The sequence below is a fragment of the Paenibacillus oleatilyticus genome, from assembly GCF_018998565.1.
Lineage (GTDB): Bacteria > Bacillota > Bacilli > Paenibacillales > NBRC-103111 > Paenibacillus_G > Paenibacillus_G oleatilyticus.
Genome location: NZ_JAHNZO010000031.1, coordinates 81,714 through 99,275, shown reverse-complemented (window position 1 = coordinate 99,275; position 17,562 = coordinate 81,714). Strand labels below are relative to the sequence as shown.

Annotated in this window: 10 protein-coding genes; 1 reads left to right on the top strand and 9 read right to left on the bottom strand. The window is 58.7% G+C overall.

Annotation, left to right across the window (positions count from 1 at the left end; all coding sequences use genetic code 11):
* The 8 genes from KQX66_RS29740 to gnd form a co-directional block, all read right to left on the bottom strand.
* The coding region (locus KQX66_RS29740; protein ID WP_216796737.1) for an AAA family ATPase at window positions 1–774 on the bottom strand (774 nt) is incomplete at its 3' end.
* Window positions 775–812: 38 nt separating this feature from the next.
* Entirely contained in the window at window positions 813–1,991 is a 1,179-nt protein-coding gene (locus KQX66_RS29735; protein ID WP_216796735.1) for an exonuclease SbcCD subunit D, read from the bottom strand.
* Between the two features lie 332 nt (window positions 1,992–2,323).
* Window positions 2,324–6,316, bottom strand: a complete 3,993-nt coding sequence (gene addA, locus KQX66_RS29730; RefSeq protein ID WP_216796733.1) for a helicase-exonuclease AddAB subunit AddA — start codon at window positions 6,314–6,316, stop codon at window positions 2,324–2,326.
* Window positions 6,313–9,978 carry a helicase-exonuclease AddAB subunit AddB gene (addB, locus tag KQX66_RS29725; RefSeq protein WP_216796731.1) on the bottom strand — a complete coding sequence of 1,222 codons (3,666 nt, stop codon included), beginning with the start codon at window positions 9,976–9,978 and terminating at the stop codon, window positions 6,313–6,315. Before addB ends, addA begins: the two co-directional genes overlap by 4 nt.
* A gap of 481 nt (window positions 9,979–10,459) precedes the next feature.
* A complete protein-coding gene (gntK, locus tag KQX66_RS29720; protein ID WP_216796729.1) occupies window positions 10,460–12,007 on the bottom strand; it encodes a gluconokinase in 1,548 nt (515 codons plus the stop codon).
* Window positions 12,008–12,024: 17 nt separating this feature from the next.
* Window positions 12,025–13,386, bottom strand: a complete 1,362-nt coding sequence (locus tag KQX66_RS29715; RefSeq protein ID WP_216796727.1) for a GntP family permease — start codon at window positions 13,384–13,386, stop codon at window positions 12,025–12,027.
* A 136-nt stretch (window positions 13,387–13,522) separates the two neighbouring features.
* Window positions 13,523–14,194 carry a GntR family transcriptional regulator gene (locus KQX66_RS29710; RefSeq protein ID WP_216796725.1) on the bottom strand — a complete coding sequence of 224 codons (672 nt, stop codon included), beginning with the start codon at window positions 14,192–14,194 and terminating at the stop codon, window positions 13,523–13,525.
* Between the two features lie 112 nt (window positions 14,195–14,306).
* A complete protein-coding gene (gnd, locus tag KQX66_RS29705; protein WP_216796723.1) occupies window positions 14,307–15,206 on the bottom strand; it encodes a phosphogluconate dehydrogenase (NAD(+)-dependent, decarboxylating) in 900 nt (299 codons plus the stop codon).
* Between the two features lie 239 nt (window positions 15,207–15,445).
* On the opposite strand from gnd, the gene KQX66_RS29700 reads away from it, so the two are divergent.
* Window positions 15,446–16,282: a hypothetical protein gene (locus KQX66_RS29700; RefSeq protein ID WP_216796721.1), complete on the top strand. Its 837-nt coding sequence runs from the start codon at window positions 15,446–15,448 to the stop codon at window positions 16,280–16,282.
* Between the two features lie 4 nt (window positions 16,283–16,286).
* Here KQX66_RS29700 and KQX66_RS29695 read toward each other — a convergent pair whose 3' ends face one another.
* Complete coding sequence (locus KQX66_RS29695; RefSeq protein WP_216796718.1) at window positions 16,287–17,408, bottom strand: Gfo/Idh/MocA family protein; 1,122 nt, start codon at window positions 17,406–17,408, stop codon at window positions 16,287–16,289.
* Window positions 17,409–17,562: the final 154 nt, after the last annotated feature.

Genomic DNA, 17,562 nt, shown 5'->3' with positions numbered 1-17,562 from the left:
ATGAACCCACCACGACATACCGGCGGCAGCGCCAGATGTGTAAAAGAGACGGCAAGCGGCGAGCCGCTCGCGCAGCCCGCGGGCGGCTTCGCACGCTTCCGCGAGCCGCTGCTCGGCCTGCGCCAGCGCCGCTTGCGAGGCGTCGCCGAGGCCCTGCTGCTCCGCCTGAAGCGCCCGGATCGCCACGTCCGTTTCCTTGAAACGGGCGGCGGTTTTCGCGCTCAGCTGGTCGCCGTACGGCTCCAGATGGAACAAGCGCTGCAGCATCGCGCGCCGGTCTTTGCCTGTCAGCGTCAGAAACTCCGCAAACTTTCCTTGCGGCAGCACGACCGCCCGGGTAAAATCGGCCATCGACAAGCCCAATATATCCTGAATCCGCTGATTGACCTCGCCCGCCTTGTCGGCCAGCACGACCGCTTCGTCGTCGCGGTATTGAATCAGCCGACATAGACTGCCGAGCACCGAGACGTCGCCGCCCCGCTTGAACTGGCGGTCGACGCGGTAGCGCTTGACACCGAGCGCATGCCCCAGCTCGAAGGTAAACGAGACGGATAGCGTCTGCTCCGCCTGGTTCATGATCGCCTGCGTGCCGCCTGGCGCCCGTTCCACCTTCCCGAACAAGGCCAGCGTCATCGCATCGAGCAGCGTCGACTTGCCGCTGCCTGTCGGCCCGAAGATGCCGAAAACGCCCGCACCGGTCAGCGCGCTGAAATCGATGTCCTGCGCTTCCCGGTAGCTTTGCAGCCCCGCGATTTGCAAATGAATCGGCCGCATGAGCGAGCCCCCTTTACATCTACCTTATGAATATCCGGCTACACCGCCGGATCGTCTTCCTCCGTATGTAACAGCTCCAGAAACAGCCGGGTCAGCTCCGGCTCGGGCTGAGCCCCGCCGGTCTGCCGTTCGTAGAAGCGGCGGAACAGCTCGTCCATCGGCAGCTTCGTCGCCGATACGGCTTCCTGCAGCGACGCCTCCAGATCCGGGTACACCGGCCGGATATGAATAAACCCGTCCCGGGCCAGCCGCAGCCGGTACAGCTGTTCCATCGACATCGTCTCCTGCAAGTGAACCTCTAAATCGATCCAGGCGTTGGCATCCTTGCCTTCGTCCAGCCAGCGATGTACCTCCGCCAGCCCGCCCTTGGCTTTCCATTCCACTAGCGGACGCCCGCTGGAGAGGAAGATCTCCTCCAATTGGGGAGCCGCGCCCGGCTTCAGATCGAGCACCGTAACCGATTTGGCCTGCCCGACCTCCGAGAAGCTGTAGGCGAGCGGCGAGCCGCTGTAACGAATCGTCGTCGTCTCCGACTTCAAAAATTGCGGCCGGTGCAAATGGCCCAAAGCAACGTACTGCGCCCCGGCTTCCAGCGCCGACGTGTCGACCGTATAAGCGCCTCCGACTTGAATCGGCCGCTCCGACTCCGTTTCCTGCCCGCCGAGCACATAGAGATGGCTCATGAGCAAATTGACCGTGTCGGCGCGGTAATGCTTTGCCTGCTCCGCGACGATATGCCGCACCCGCTCGGAATAGACGGCCCGAAGCAGCGTCTCGTCAGCACCCTCCGACAACAGCTCGCGCAGCCGCGACTCGGACGGATACGGCAGCGCGAACAGCACCGCCGTTTCGCCCGTGCGCCGGACGTCCACCGTATGCACTCGCGCTTCCGGCAGACCGACCAGTGTAACGCCAAGCTTGTGCGCCAGCGGGTCGGCGGCGGCCAGCCGGTCGGGGTGATCGTGGTTGCCCGCAATGACGTACACCGGCCGCTGTCCTTGATCCGACAGACGCGCCAGCGCATCGTAAAACAACTGCTCGGCGGCGGCCGGAGGATTCACCGAATCGTAAACGTCTCCCGCCAGCAGCACCAGATCGATCTGCTGCTCCTTCACGAGAAGGGCCAACTCGTCGACGAACGCTTCCTGCTCGGCGAGCCGGCTTCTTCCTTCCAGCGTCCGGCCGAAATGCCAATCCGCCGTATGCAATATCCGCATAGCTTTTCCTTCCTTCCCTAATCGCGTCGCCATGAGGCGGCACTTGGCTTAAGCCAAGCCGAGCTTGTTGAGAAAATGGTCAAACGGGAATATAGAGGTTACGATGGGGCGGGGATCCACTTCCGACCGCTGTTGTCATCGGGAAATTTTGATTGGAAACCGCTTGTTAGCGGATATTTCCCGAAGAGCTATCGCTTCTCCAGTGGATACCCCGCCTCTGTATGCTTCTCTAAATTTGCAAAAGCTCACTTTCTCAACCAGCTATATATCTTGCTCCGCTTCCATGATCAACGTACGCTCATACCGTGCGTCTTTTTCCATCCTTACTTCATTCACAGCTGCACCACATGAGCGCCATCGAATAAAAAGATATATTTTCCGGTGACCGGCCGCTTCCAGATCGTCTCGACGGCTCTGGCGTACAAATCAAGCTGCAGCCGGTATTTTTCCGCCGCTCGAAGCGGGGAAGCGCCTTTCAACCTGTCCGTCTTGAAATCCACCAGCACGAGGCCGTCGCCTTCGTCGATCAGACAGTCGATCACACCCTGCAGCATCACGATCTCGTCCGACAACCCGCCCCGTTCCGGGCCGTAGACGTCTCGCGCAGGCAGCCCGAAGCTGAACGGCGTTTCCCGGTGCACCCGCTTGGCGTGAAGCAAACGCCGTCCCAGCTCGCTTTCAAAGAACGTCACGATCACCGCAGGGTCAACCAGACCGCACTGCTCCTCCGTCAGCAGCTCTCGCTGCACCAGAGAGGCCAGCAGCTCGCGGACGTCGGATTCCGAAGGGAGCCGGTCCATCGGCATATGCTGCATCACGGTATGAAATACCGTACCGCGCTCTGTCGCATTCGGCCCGCTTCGCTCCATAAACCGCGGTCTTCGGACAATCACTTTGTGAAAAGCCGCGCCGTCCGCTCCCTGTCGGGACCTGTCCTCCGTAACAGGTTCTCCGGACTCCGTCCCGACCCCCGGCCACAATGCCGCAGACGGCTCGTCCGACAGCAGCTCAAGCAGCTTCCGGTGTTCCGAATGCCGCTTCAGCTCCGTAACGGACGTTTTGGACAGCACCAGCGTCGCATCCTCCCGGGGATAGCTCCAGGACAAGCGCCGCCACACTTCGTGCTCCCACCGCTCCGTTTCGTCGACCGGCTCCAGCCGGACCACCGATTGCCAGCGGGTATCGGCAAAGCTCACCGCCGCAGCAGCCTGGGCTATCCCGGCGAACAGCTCCGGCCTCAGCAGGCGCACCTGCCATTCGGAGGGCTCGCCGTCCATGAACGACCAGGGCCGATAGTCCAGACCGGCCGCTTCCCGAAGCGGTTCCGCGTCAGGGTGCCGGATCAGCGCCGGACCGATCCAATCCAAATAACAGCGCGCGCCCGCCAGCGCATCGTCCGGCAGCGTTAAACGGTCATGCAGGACAAACCGTCCCCACGCGTCCAGCTGCTTCTGCAAATTTTTGACCGACGCGATCAGGATAAGCTTCTCCCGCGCCCGGGTCAGCGCCACATACAGCACGCGCATTTCTTCGGCCAGCATTTCCATTTCGATTTTGCGCCGGATCGCCAGCCACGGCAAGGTCGGATAACTGACCCTCGTTTCCGTCTCCATCAGCTTCGGTCCGAACCCAAGCTCCTTGTGCAGCAAAAAGCTGTCCGTCAAATCCCGCCGGTTAAACGCCTTGGCCATCCCGGCGACGAAAACGACGGGAAATTCCAAACCCTTACTTTTATGGATCGTCATAATGCGGACGACGTCCTCCTGTTCGCCAAGCGCCCGGGCCGTTCCCAGGTCGCCGCCGCTGTCCTGCATCCGCTCGACAAAACGCAGAAACCGGAACAGCCCGCGAAACGACGTCTCCTCGTATTGCCGCGCCCGGTCGTAAAGCGCACGCAAATTGGCCTGCCTTTGAGGACCGCCGGGCATGGCCCCGACAAAATCGAAATAGCCGGTTTTCCGGTAAATGTCCCAAATTAAATCGGCCAGCGAGCTTTGCTGCGATTGCAATCGCCACTGTCCGAGCCAATCGAGAAACATCCGCAGCTTGCGCCGCGTTTCCGGGTTCCGCTGGAGTTCATCCCCCGTCCCATCGCTTTCACAGGCCTCGTCGGCTTCGTGTTCCACGAACGTTTCTGCAGCCCCGTCTCCGCGGTCCGGTTCGGAACCCGCAGCCTCTCTCGGTACGTAAGCCCTCACGGCGTCGAAATACGCCCCGTGCGGACGGCATATGCGGATATGCGCCAATTCCTCGGCGTCCAGCCCTACGATCGGAGAACGCAGCACGGCGGCCAACGGAATGTCCTGATAGGGGTTGTCGATAACTTTAAGCAGCGACAATACCATCTGCACTTCAACGGCTGTAAAATAACCGGTGCTCAGCTCCGCGTAGGCGGGAATGCCCTGCTGCCGCAGCTCCTCGATCATGACGGGCGCCCACTGCTGGGTCGCCCGCAGCAAAACGACGATGTCCCGGAACTGGGCGTCGCGCATGCCTTTGGCCGATTTGTCGTATACCTGCCGGCGCCTTCCGCCGTCCAGCCCCATCATCTCGCGGATTTGCCGCGCGATATACCGTGCTTCGAGCTGCACCGTCTCCAGCTCGCGCACCTCGGCTGCCGCCTCGTCCGCGGGCTCATCCGTTCCGGCGGCAAAGCCCTCCGGGGAATCACCGCCGTTCTCTCCCGGGGCCCCGGCATCCTGCGGCGTCCGGTCGATCAGCACAAGCTCGGCCGCAAATGCGCCGCTTGCGTTCGGCGGCTCGGGATAGCCGGCGCCGTAAACAAGCTCTGCCCGCTCGTCGTAGTCGATCTCGCCGACGTCTCCGTGCATCAGCTGGCGGAAAATAAAATTCGTGCCGTCCACCACTTGACGGCGGCTGCGGAAGTTGCGCGCCAGATCGATGCGCTGCCCCGGCCCGCCGCCATCGGTACGGTAGCTTTTGTACTTTTCCTGAAACAAGCCTGGCTCCGCCAAGCGAAACCGGTAGATGCTTTGTTTTACGTCCCCGACCATAAACCGGTTGCCCGGCGCGTCCTTGGCGATCAGTTGGACAATCGCTTCCTGCACGCGGTTCGTATCCTGATACTCGTCCAGCAGCACCTCGGCGAACTGCTCCCGGTATTCCAGCGCGGCGTCGGAAGGAACGGGTCGCTCGGGCAGTGATTCATCGGCACTGAGGATCTTCAGGCAAAAATGCTCCAAGTCCGCAAAATCGACGAGCCGCTTGCTCATTTTGGCCGTCCGGTACCGCTCGCCGAAATCAATTACCAGCCCGATGAGCGCCTCCATAAGCGGCCGCATCGTCCGCAGCTCCGCCTCGTACTGTTCCGGCGTCCGACCGAACAGTTCTTCCTTCAGCTCGCTCAGCCTGTCTTTAACCTCGCCCCGCATGTCCTTCACTTGCTCCTGAAGCGCTTTGTCGAAGCCGTCCCCCCGGCAAGCCTTCAGCTTGCCGAAAGCTGCGCCCTGAAACGCTTGATACAGCGGTTCCCACGAACCGGCTTCAGCCAGCTCCAGCAGCTCGCCGACGACCGCGACGTCATCTTGCAGATTGGTCAAATACGGCGCCGGTCCTCCGGGCTGCTCCCCGATCCGCACGGCTTCCCGAAGCCTGGAGACCATAGCCTGCAGCTCCAAGCGGACATACGCAAGCAAGCTCGCCAGCCACGGATTATCGCCAGAAGCGACGGGCTGCTCGAACATGCGGACGCACTCGTTCAGCCAATACTCCGGCCACGGATGGCTCCGCGAATCGTCATACAGCCGCTGCACCAGCGAGAATAGCGCGTCGTCGTTTTTATCCCCGCTGAACGAATCCGCCAGCCGCCAGAACAAATCGCCTTCCCCGGCTTCGCCGTACCGCTCCTCCAGCAGTTCCTCCAGCAAATCCTGCCGCATCAGCGCGCTTTCCGTTTCGTTGGCGATTCTAAAGTTCGGATCGAGCCCGATCCGCTGGTAATGCCGTTGAATGACCTCCATACAAAAGGAGTGCAGCGTCGTAATCGACGCCTGCGGCATCAGCGCAAGCTGCTTGCGCAGGTGATCTGAACCCGGATTGTCCGCCAGCGCCTTCTCCAGCGCCTCGCTGATCCGGTGGCGCATTTCCGCTGCCGCCGCCTTGGTGAACGTAGCGACCAGCAGCCGGTCCACGTCGAGCGGCTCGCGCTCGTCCGAAATGCGGCGAATAATCCGCTCGACCAGCACGGCCGTTTTCCCGGAGCCCGCAGCGGCAGCGACGAGCGTGGAACGGCCGCGGACGGCGATGGCCTGCCATTGTTCGTCCGTCCAGGTGCTGTTCTCCGGCTTCGGCATCGTTTCCGTCATTGTTCGTTCCCTCCATTCTCGTTATCCGGCTCTTCCAGGACGTTCTCTTCCTGCGGCTCCGCTGTCCAGCTCTCTTCCGCAGACTGCCGTTTCGCAGCGGCGCGCGGCCGATAAGCCGCTCCTGCGGAGCGGGGAGCGGAAGCAGCCTTTTGCTCCATCATTTCCCATACCCGGTCTTTGCCGATCGGCGTAAGCTGCTTGTACGCATTGCCGTCGAGCTGCGTGTCGAATTGGCATACGGAACGGTACGCGCACATCGTGCAGGCCGTCGCTTGGCCCATCCGGTAAGGAGCAATCTCGATGGTGCCGTCCGTCAGCGACGTCCCGATCTCGCGGATCGTCCGCTTGACGTACCGCCGAACGGTGTCCCACTGTTCTTCGGAGGCGACCGACGACGTTTTATAGAAGCTTCCGTCCGTCTTGAGCGCCACCGGCAGCAGGTCGGAATGCCCTCCGGCTTCCGCCAGCCCTCCGTCCATCAGCCGGACCGTATCCGCGTCGGCGCGAAGCAGCCCTCTCATTTTGAACCGCTTCTTCAACTCGCTGTCGATCTCTTGGGCGGAAAGCCCGTTTCTTGCGTTCAACACCGGATTATGTACATGAAAGTACAAAACGCCCGCAGGCTGTGCTTCGTGGCCAAGCCAGATCGGCGCATGCGTCAGAATGACGTCCAAATACGTGAGCATTTGCAGTGATAAACCGTAATACACTTCGGTCATATTCAGCGCCTTGGCGCTCGACTTGTAGTCGATCACCCGCAGCAGCGTTCCCTGCTCGGTATCCGCCCGGTCGATCCGGTCGATCCTTCCCCGCAGCTCCATGCGCACGCCGTTATCCAAATCGTAAAGCAGCGGCGGGATCGGCTGTCCGCTTCCGAAGCCGACCTCCAGCCCGATCGGCCGGAACTGCCCCCGCCGGGCATGCTCGCCCAGCATCAGCGCCGCCCGTCCAATCACCTGCTTGAGCTTGCGTGCAATATACGAATACCGTTTGGAGCTGAGCAAAATTTCGCCCTGCAGCTTCGGCGCAAGCGCATCGACGACTAGCGCCGCCCGCTGCTCGCATTCCGCAGCCGTTAAGCCGCCCCAGTCGAACCCTTCGCGCTCCGCCTGCTCCGCAAACTTGGTCAATGCTGCGTGAAACAGCTGCCCGATATCGGGCGCTTCCAAACGAAAAATACGGCGTTCCTTCAGCCGCAGCCCGTGCGAGACGAACTGGGAGAACGGACACGCGACGAAGCGCTCCATCCGCGATACGCTCGTCTGGATGCTTTCCCCGTACAGCTCGCGGCTCGTTTCGGCACTCAATTCCTTCGCCCGGTTCGAATAGAGCAGCGCCTGCACCATCCGCGACAGCTTCAGGGCGTGTTCGGGTTGGCGGGCGAACCAGTTGTACACCGACCACCAGACGGCGTTCATCGAAGCCCCGCCCATCCACTGCTTTAGCTGCACCATCAACAGGGATAAGGCCTTATCCGGGCGGGCGACGTACTCCATTTGTTCGCCGGCGTGGCTGTCCGGCGCCGGATCGTTCAACAGCAGCCGCTCCTGCAGCGACGGGAACATCCGCTTCACCTGCCGGATCACGTCCGAAGGCAGAAGCGACCTTCCTTCCTCGTCGGCCAGTGGATAGCTTAGCCATAATCCGTGCGAAGGCGCGCAAAACGCGCAGTAGATCAAGAACGATTCGTCAAGCAGCCGCCTTCGGCTCCCTTCGGCGGTTTGCAGCCCGTTTCCGGCCAACTGTTCGCGCTCCGCTTCCGACAAGACGCCGCTTTCGGGCATTTTGGCGGGCATAACCCCTTCGCTCACGCCAAGCACGAACATGTGCTTGACCTGACCGGAACGGGTCCGGTCCATGCTGCCAACCAGCACCTGGTCGAGGGTGGGCGGGACATGGCCGAGCTTGATGCTTTCGAGTCCCGTGTCCACCAGCTCCGCGAACGTCTCCGAAGTCATCGACTCGTCTCCCATCAGCTCCGCAAGCTGATCGAACATATCGACGACCCGCTCCCACACTTGGGCGTGCTCCCGAGCTTTCTCCGCTTGTCCCCGAGCGAGGGACGCCTGGCTCCAAGCCTCCAGCCGCTCCGGCACCCGAAGCTGCTCCAGCAGGCCGTACAGCGCCTCTACCCGCTGAAGCACCGTCGCTTTCCGGCGCATGCGCTCCTGCAGCGCCCCGAGCGGCTCCGCCACCAGCCTGCGGCAGGCATTGAGCTTGCGCAGAAACGCCTCGTCCGCCTCGCTCGCCTGCGTCTCGTCCTGTTCGAGCGTGGTCCGATACGAATACGTCCAGTCATTCATCCATTTGTATCCTTGAATGCCGAACGCCAGCACATAGTTTTCGAGCTGGTCCAACGCATGCCGGTCGATGATCAAACCGTCCTCCCGCTCTCTCGCCTCGCCGAAAGGCAGGAAAAATCCGGTTTTGACCGCGCGAAAAACCGCTTCGTATTTCCAATAATGGTTGATCGTTTCGAGCGCAGAGCGAATCAATTCGACGAGCGGGTGGTGCACAACCGGCCGCTTATGATCCAAAAAGTGCGGGATCCCGTAGTCGGCAAACGTACCCGAGATCAGCTCGCCGTACGATTCCATGTTGCGGACCGACACGGCGATGTCCCGCCATCTAAGCCCTTCGTCGCGGACGAGCTTGACGACGTCCCGGGCTAGCGCCTCCACCTCCGCCCTCCGGCTGGCCGCCGCCGATATGCGCACGGCCGGTGGCCGGCTGTCCCCCGGCTCGGGTCGGAACGGCTTTTTCACCCGCTCCTCCCATTGCGCCTCCAAAAAGCCGAGCGACGGCGCCTCCCGGAACCTTGCCGGAGGCGACGACGGCAGAACGATCGAGGCTTCGGTTTCCACCTCCAAGGCATCCAGCCGTTCCCGCAGCGTCTTCATCGTCCGGGCGGTCGGATGAAACAAGTCCAGCTCGTGCGGCTGCTCCCCGCCCGCATACGGACGGTTCAGGCAGAGCGTCATCGTAACCCGCCCGGCGTACAAGGCAAGCTGCTCCAGGACGGCAAGCTCCTGAGGTGTAAACCCGTGAAACCCGTCGACCCATATTTCTGCGCCCCGTAAATACGCCGATTCGCCGACCTGGCGTGCCAGCAGCGTCAAATAATCTTCCCCGTCCAGGTACAGCTTCGACAATTCGGTCTCGAATTCGCCGTACAGCAGCTGCAAATCGTGCAGCTTGTCCGGAAGCGTGCCGGAAGCTAAGCGCGACGAATAAAACTGCTCAAGCTGATCGGGGCTGATACAGTACCGTTTCAACTCCGAAAACAGTTCGTTCAATTTATCCAGAAAGCCCGTTTGTCCTGCCGACGCTTGAAAACGGCGCAGACGGTCTTTTTGTTTATGTAAAATGCGGTGAAGCAGCAGTTTTTTGCCTGTTTCATCGATCGGCAGGCGCGAGGTGCCGCCCACCTCCTGCATGACGCGCCAAGCAAGCCGCCGGAAGCTGAGCACTTGAGCGCGCAGCGTGCCTCCGAGCTCCGGGGAGGACACAAGCGCATATTCCGTCTGAAAGCTGGCCTGCTCCGGCACGAGCCAGATCAGCGGCGCACCTTCCGGCTGCTCCAGCAGCTTCTTTTTGATCGCGTTCAGGCAAAAAGTTGTTTTGCCGCTGCCCGCTCGGCCGAGCACAAATTGAAAAGCCATAGTCGCTCCTCCAAATTTCGCTTCGATTCACGTAACTCTACTATTCTACCAAAATGTCGGACATTGCGGAAAAGACAGGTTTTGGTATAGTATAGCACAATCGAATACACCGGAACACCAGTTCCGCCCCGGCTTATCCTTTGACGGAGGCATCGGCTTGACAAAATAGGAAAAAGCCGGGAAATGAACTACGCTGCAGGACAGCGCTCGGAGTGTTGAGAAAGTGGTCAATTGAGATAATAGAGGTGTACGAGGGGTGGGGTATCCACTTCCGACCGCTGTTGTCCTCGGGAAATCTGATTGAAGCCGCTTAGTAGCGGACATTTCCCGAAGACAAAGGCGGGCGCTATCGCTTCTCCAGTGGATACCCCACCTCCGTTTACATCTCTTTTTTGTAGAAGACCACTTTCTCAACAAGCTCTGCGCTGCAGGACAGCGCACATTTCCCAGCTTTTTCTGTGTGATCGAAGCTTGAAGCTTTCTAGAAACGTTCCCGCTTTTGTTGAAAACGGGCGATCGCCTCGTATTCCTCCTCCATGTTTCGCGCGATTTTAATGTAGATGGGCAGAAGCTCATGGTAGATTTCGGCATGCTCCGGTATCGGCTTATGCACATGCGTTGCGCCGACCATCCGGGAAACGATATGCAGCGAATCCGCCCTCCCCGTCGCGTATAAGCCAAGCACGACGGCTCCGAGACAAGAGCTTTCGAAGCTTTGGGGGACGACCACTTCCTGGTCGAAAATATCCGCCATGATCTGGCGCCAGAGAGAGGAGCGGGCAAAGCCGCCGGTAGCATGAATTTTTTTGGGCCGCCCGATCCGCTCCCCCATCGCCAGCAAGACGGTGTACAGATTAAAAATAACCCCTTCCAGCACGGCGCGGATCATATGCTCCTTGCGATGATGCATCGTCAAACCGAAAAAGGAGCCTCTCGCATTCGCATTCCATAAAGGAGCGCGTTCCCCGGTCATATAAGGATGAAAAATCAAGCCGTCGGAGCCCGGACTGACCTTCTCCACAATTTTCGTCAACAGGTCGTAAGCGTCGATTCCAAGACGTTTGGCCGTTTCAACTTCCGATGCGGCAAATTCGTCTCTCGCCCACCGGAACAGCATGCCGCCATTGTTGACCGCTCCGCCGATGACCCAATGCTTGTCCGTGAGGGCATAGCAGAAGATTCTCCCCTTCGGATCGGTTGAAGGCTGGTCAATCACGGTGCGGATCGCGCCGCTGGTGCCGATGGTCGCCGCCACAACTCCGGGCTCGATCGCATTCATACCAAGGTTGGAAAGCACGCCGTCGCTTGCGCCGACAATAAACGGGGTTGACCCGGCAAGGCCCGTCTCTTCCGCGAAAACGGCTTTCATTCCTTTCAGCGCATACGTCGTCGGGACAAGTCTGGATAATTGATTTCTCGATACCCCGGCAACGTCCAGCGCTTCCTCGTCCCAGTCCAGCTTCTGCAAATTCATTAGCCCGGTCGCCGAGGCGATGGAATAGTCGACCACGTATTCGTCGAACAGCTTGGCAAACACATATTCCTTGATCGAGATGAATTTGCCGGCGTTTTGAAACAGCACCTGATGATCGTGGCGAAGCCATAGCAGCTTGGAAAGCGGCGACATTGGATGGATGGGCGTCCCCGTTCGTAAATAGATCTCATGCCCGTTCATGTCCCGCTTCAAGCGTTCCGCCCAGGCGGCGCTTCGGTTATCCCCCCAAGTGATGCAGCGCGTTAGCGGCTTGCCTTCGGCATCAACCACGATGACGCTGTGCATGGCCGAGCTGAAGGAGACAAACAGGACTTGCTCCGGCCTCGCGGCGCTTTGCGCCATTACGCGCTTCAACGTTTGGATCACTGCGCGGAAGATGCGGTCCGGGTCCTGCTCGGCTATAGACGAAGTAGGCATATACAAAGGGTATTCCTCGTCCGCCTTGGTGACGACTTTCCCGTTTTCCTCGAACAAGACGGCTTTCGTACTGGTCGTTCCGATATCAACGCCAATCATATAGGCAGGCTGGCTCAATGAAATCACCCTCTTTCTTAAACCACGACGCTAAGGAGAAGAATGAAGATCAGTCCCACCACGGATAAAATCGTCTCCATCGCCGTCCATGATTTTAAAGTTTGCGATACGCTCATGTTAAAAAACTCTTTGACCATCCAAAAGCCCGCGTCATTCACGTGGGACAATACAAGCGATCCTGCGCCCGTAGCCAGCACGACAAGCTCCACATTCACGCCCGGATTCAGCGCAAGGACAGGAGCGACGATGCCCGCGGCCGTCGTCATGGCAACCGTGGCCGATCCTGTCGCAACTCGGATGAGAGCGGCGACAAACCATGCGAAAAAGATAATGTTCACATGCGCCTGAGTGGCCATCGCGGCAATAGCTCCGCCTACTCCGCTGTTAATCAATACTTGTTTAAAGGCTCCGCCGGCCCCGATAATCAGAATGATCGTCGCGGTCGGGGCCAAGCATTCGCTGGCAAAGCGGGAAATGTCCTCTTTCTTAAAGCCCCTCGCAAAGCCGAGCGAAAAGAAGGAAAAGACGACCGCGATGAGCAGGGCGATAATTTCATGGCCGATAAATATGCTGAACCGGGTGAGGCCGCTCGTCGCCTTCGGGTCGATGATGGTCGCGATCGATCCGATCAGCATAAGAAGAACGGGCAATAAAATCGTGAACAGCGTGATCCCGAACCCGGGAAGGCCGCGGTTATCCTTCGCCGCGAATTGCTCGGCCAGATCGGCCGGCGGCTCTACCGCCAAGCGTTTGCCGATAAATTTGCCGAACAGAGGGCCGGCAATAACGGCCGTCGGCAGTCCGACCAGAATGGAATACAGAATCGTCTTCCCGAGATCGGCATTATAAGCGGCGATGGCAATCATCGGCGCCGGATGAGGCGGAACAAGCCCGTGCACGGTGGAAAGTCCGGCCAGCAGCGGAATGCCGATTTGCAAGAGCGACATCTTCGTCTTGCGCGCCACGATGAATACGATAGGAATCAACAGGATGACCCCAACCTCGAAAAACACGGGAATCCCCACAATAAATCCGACAACCATCATCGCCCAGTGTACCCGTTTTTCGCCGAACCGGTCGATCAGCGTAGTTGCGATCCGCTCGGCGCCTCCGGACTCCGCCATCATTTTGCCCAGCATCGTTCCGAGCCCGATGACGATCGCAATCGTTCCGAGCGTACCGCCAAGCCCGCCTGTAACCGCTTTAATGATATCCTCAGGTTTCATGCCGGCCAAAAAGCCCAATAGCAACGAAGAAATCAAAAGCGTCACAAAAGGATTCCATTTGAATCTGGCGATCAGAACGACAAGAAAAACAATGGCAAGCAACGCCCAAATAATCAAGGTCAGGTTGTGATCAAGACCAAAAATACGATTCATAAGCAGCTCTCCTTCTTATTCATGCGAGCATGGTTCGGTATCCAGAGTATGCCCAATTTATAGCATGACAATGAATTTATACATGTATACTTGTCGACAAATACGGGCAATAAAAAGCCTGCATAGCAGCGCCCTTTTAAGGAAACCTGCTATGAAGCGTTTTATGCGAATCCGCAAAATATTGCTGAACGACGGATTGAATGACGGTGACGTCCTTCGATTCGAGTCCGGACACAATCGACCGGTGCTTATCGATGACGGACCTGAGTTTGTCCTGGCCTTTGGAGAACACCTCCGCCGTCGTAAGGTACATGACGGTCAGTACGATTTGACGGATGCTTTTCCACAAATGCAAGATCCTTGCATGCTTGGCCTCCACAACGATGGACTCGTGAAAGGAAAAGTCCAGATACGAAAATTCCTCGATATCACTGTGCTTCATCGCCAATTCCATCTTGTCGATGTTCCGTTTCAAACTGGCGAGCAGCGCCTCATGATTTCCTTCTGCCAACCGCTGCTGCGCGAAGCTCTCGATCAAAAACCGGACGTCATACAGCTCTTCAACATCCTGTGAGCTCAGACCGTTCACGACGGCACCCATTCTTTCCAGGCGAATGAGACCTTCGTTTGATAACGTTTTCAACGCTTCCCTGACCGGCGACCGGCTTGTTCCGAATTCCGCGGCCACCTTATTTTCCGATATGACTTCGCCCGGCTTAATGTTCCCGGCGATAATTTGCAATCTTAATTCGCAAGCCATACTTTCTCCCAAAGACAACCCTTGCAACCATGCAGCAGGATAACGCATGAACAACTCTCCCATACAGACCGTTTTTCGATAACTGTGATAAAACATCATAGACAAGTATTTCTAGATTTTATCACATCGATATGAAACGAATCCATCAGGAAAATCGGTCTTACGAATTTCTTACGACTTCATGACCGCCGAATTCATTGCGCAGAGCGGCCACCACCTTGCCGTGGAACGTATCGTCTTCCATGGACCGGTACCGCATCAACAGGGACAACGCGATGACAGGCGTGCTGATTTCCATGTCGAGCGCCGTCTGAACCGTCCATTTTCCTTCTCCGGAGCTTTTCATGATTCCACGAATCCCGTCCAGCTTGGGATCCTTGGAAAACGCGTTTTGGGTCAGCTCCATCAGCCATCCTCGAATCACCGAACCGTTCGCCCAGACCCGCGCAACCTCTTCGTAATTAAAATCAAATTGGCTTTTCGATAAAATCTCAAATCCTTCTGCAATCGATTGCATCATGCCATACTCGATGCCGTTGTGGACCATCTTGAGAAAATGCCCGCTGCCGTGACCGCCGGCATACAGATAGCCTTTGTCGACTGCGATGCCTTGAAACAGCGGTTCAATGGTTGCAAAGGCGTCTTGGTCGCCGCCGATCATGAAGCAGCCGCCATGGGCCGCGCCCTCCGTGCCCCCCGATGTTCCCACGTCGAAAAAATGGACGCCCCGCTCCTTCAGCTTATCCGCCCGGGCCACCGATTGCTTGTAGTGGGAGTTCCCGCCGTCAATCACGATATCTCCTTGCTCCAGCAGCGGGCCAAGCGTATCGATCACCTGATCCACAACCGGACCGGCCGGAACCATAATCCAGACGATGCGGGGAGCTTCCAGCTTCTCTACCAGCTCGTTGACGGAAGCGGAAAGCTCTGCGCCGCGTTCTTGCAATTTCTTTCCCGGTTCGGGGTTGACGTCGTACACCACCACTTCATGCTGATGCTGTAGTAAATTTTGCACGAGGTTGAACCCCATTTTCCCAAGTCCGATCATCCCCAGCTTCATCATTATCACCTCGACAAATATTGTGTACTTGTATACAAGTATTCATGTACTCAAAAATAATATACCTCTATCCCGCTTGTCTGTAAACTACGAATTGGTCTGCTCCTCTGCCGGGAGAGTGTCGGATTTCGGATCTGCTCCGTCTTGCGCCGGGACAAAGATCTTGCCCATAGAACGTATGTTTGGTAATATCGTGATAAGATGTGACAACGTAAACGTTTGAAACGGAGGAATTTGATATGATGCCGCTTGCCGAACAAGACTGGAAGCGCGATGCGGCGGATGCCGCCTCACGCGGCTCGGCTTCTGCCTTAACGGCTGCCCTGGGCCCGGTCCTCGGCACGTTACCCGATAAACAGGCACGCGCCGTCAAGCACCAAGCGCTGCAAGTGATCGAAGCCGCGCTGCCCGATCCGAAGCGGCTCATCCGCCTGGCTTCCGGACTTGCGCAATCCGGGGACGAAACGGCGCAGGAGCTTGCCGTCTTTCTATTGTCCGGCCATTACACAGCCGCTCCCGATGAGACCGCCGAACGGCTGCGCATGTTAGCCGGAAGCCCGCACGCTATCGTCCGGCGCTGGACGGGCGAAGCCTGCGGAACGCTGCTGGTCAAGCAGTTTCACGCGTTTTATCCGCAGCTGGCCGCATGGTCCGCCTCGCCTTTGCCGCACGAGATCGCAGCGGTCACCCATGCCGTCCGGATCGCGGCCAAAACCCGCAACCCGGCATGGAGCCGGCCGCTGCTGGATTTGACCGAGCAGCTGATGTTGGACGCCCCGATCTCCGCCGGAAAAGCAAAAAGCCCGCTCACGCTCGGTGAGGGGGTTCTCGCTTCGTATCCGGAGGAAACGGCTGCGCGGCTTGACGTTTGGATCGCCAGCGCGAACGAGGCGGTCCGCATCCACGCTGCGAATATGTATGCCTCAGCCGCAGCGGCTGAGCATTGGGACCTACTCGCGCCCGGCTTCGCCAAGCTGGAGCAGGATGTGTCGCCGGCGGTACGCAGAGCCGCCGCCCGGGCCCGCAAGCAGCTGTTGAAACGGCTGCCTCCGGAACAATCCGGCGAAGCCCTTTAATCCGCTACGTCCAGTCGACCGTCTGGAACGTGCCGGTGAGCGCCGACTCCCGCGCTTTCAGGCAAAGGAGCGCGCTAAGCAACCCGTCGTCCAGCGTGCTGATCGACTCCTCGGTGCCGCGGATCATATTGACGTAATTTTCCGCAAGCGCCGCGTCGCCGCCAAAATGGTCTTCCGCCGCGTCGATCTCGTACGTTTCCACCCGCGGCGTGTGATGCATGAATACCTTGACAATACCGGTCGTAAAGTCGAACTCGACCGTCCCCTTGTAGCCGAGGAAACGCGCGCCGCGGGAGCCCGCTTTTTGCCGGGCGAAAAAGTTTTGCGAGTACGACACATGCATCCCGGTCTCGTAACGGATCAATGCGCTGCCCGAATCCTCGTTGCCCGTATCTTCGGCAAAGGCGCAATAAGGCCATTCCTGCTCCATCGGCGTGCCGACCGTACTCTCGGCGCACGTTTTATTTTCCCCGCAATCGACGCACCGGAGCCCCGCAGACTTCGTGCCCTTGAAAATTTGCTTGGACGTCATCGCGCAGACGCTGACCGGACGAAGCCCGAGCACATGGTTAATATAGTCGAAATCGTGGGTCGCCTTTTGCAAAAACAGGCCCCCCGTTTCGTTCTCGTCCCGGTACCAATTGTGAAAATAGACGCCGCCGTACGGAACGTTGTTGACCGCTTGGACATGCTCGACCGTCCCGATTTTGCCGGAATCAATGATCTCCTTCACCAGCTTCACGATCGACGTGACGCGTAGCGGGAAAGAGACGATGACCGGCGACGGACAGGTCTCGAAGCCGCGCTTTAGGCGCAGCGCATCCTCCATCGTCGTAGCGACCGGCTTTTCGAGATAGAGCGGAATTCCGCTCGGCAGCACCTTCAGGGCCATTTCCGTATGCAAGGAGCAGCGGGTGCCGATCAGAACGCCGTCCGGCTTCTCCTGCTCAAGCATCTCCTCCGGCGTCTCGAACAGCCGGATATCGCCCGAGCCTTCCGTATCGTTCAGCGCCTTGTCCTTGCGGACGTCGACAACCGCCGTAACCTTGCATTCGGGGTTGGCCTGCTGCACATATTTCAACACCCCGCGTATTCTCGCTCCATAGCCAATGACAGCCAATCTCATGTCTGACTCCTCCTCCAGGCAATCGGTATGTAATGGGTTAGGTTCTCTCCCCCCATTATAGAAAGCCGGAGCGACCGTGGCTTTGTCTTCGAAGCCGCATTTTTTGCAAAATGAGCCCGTCCCGCATCAGCGGGTGACGCTTTTCAGAAGCCCG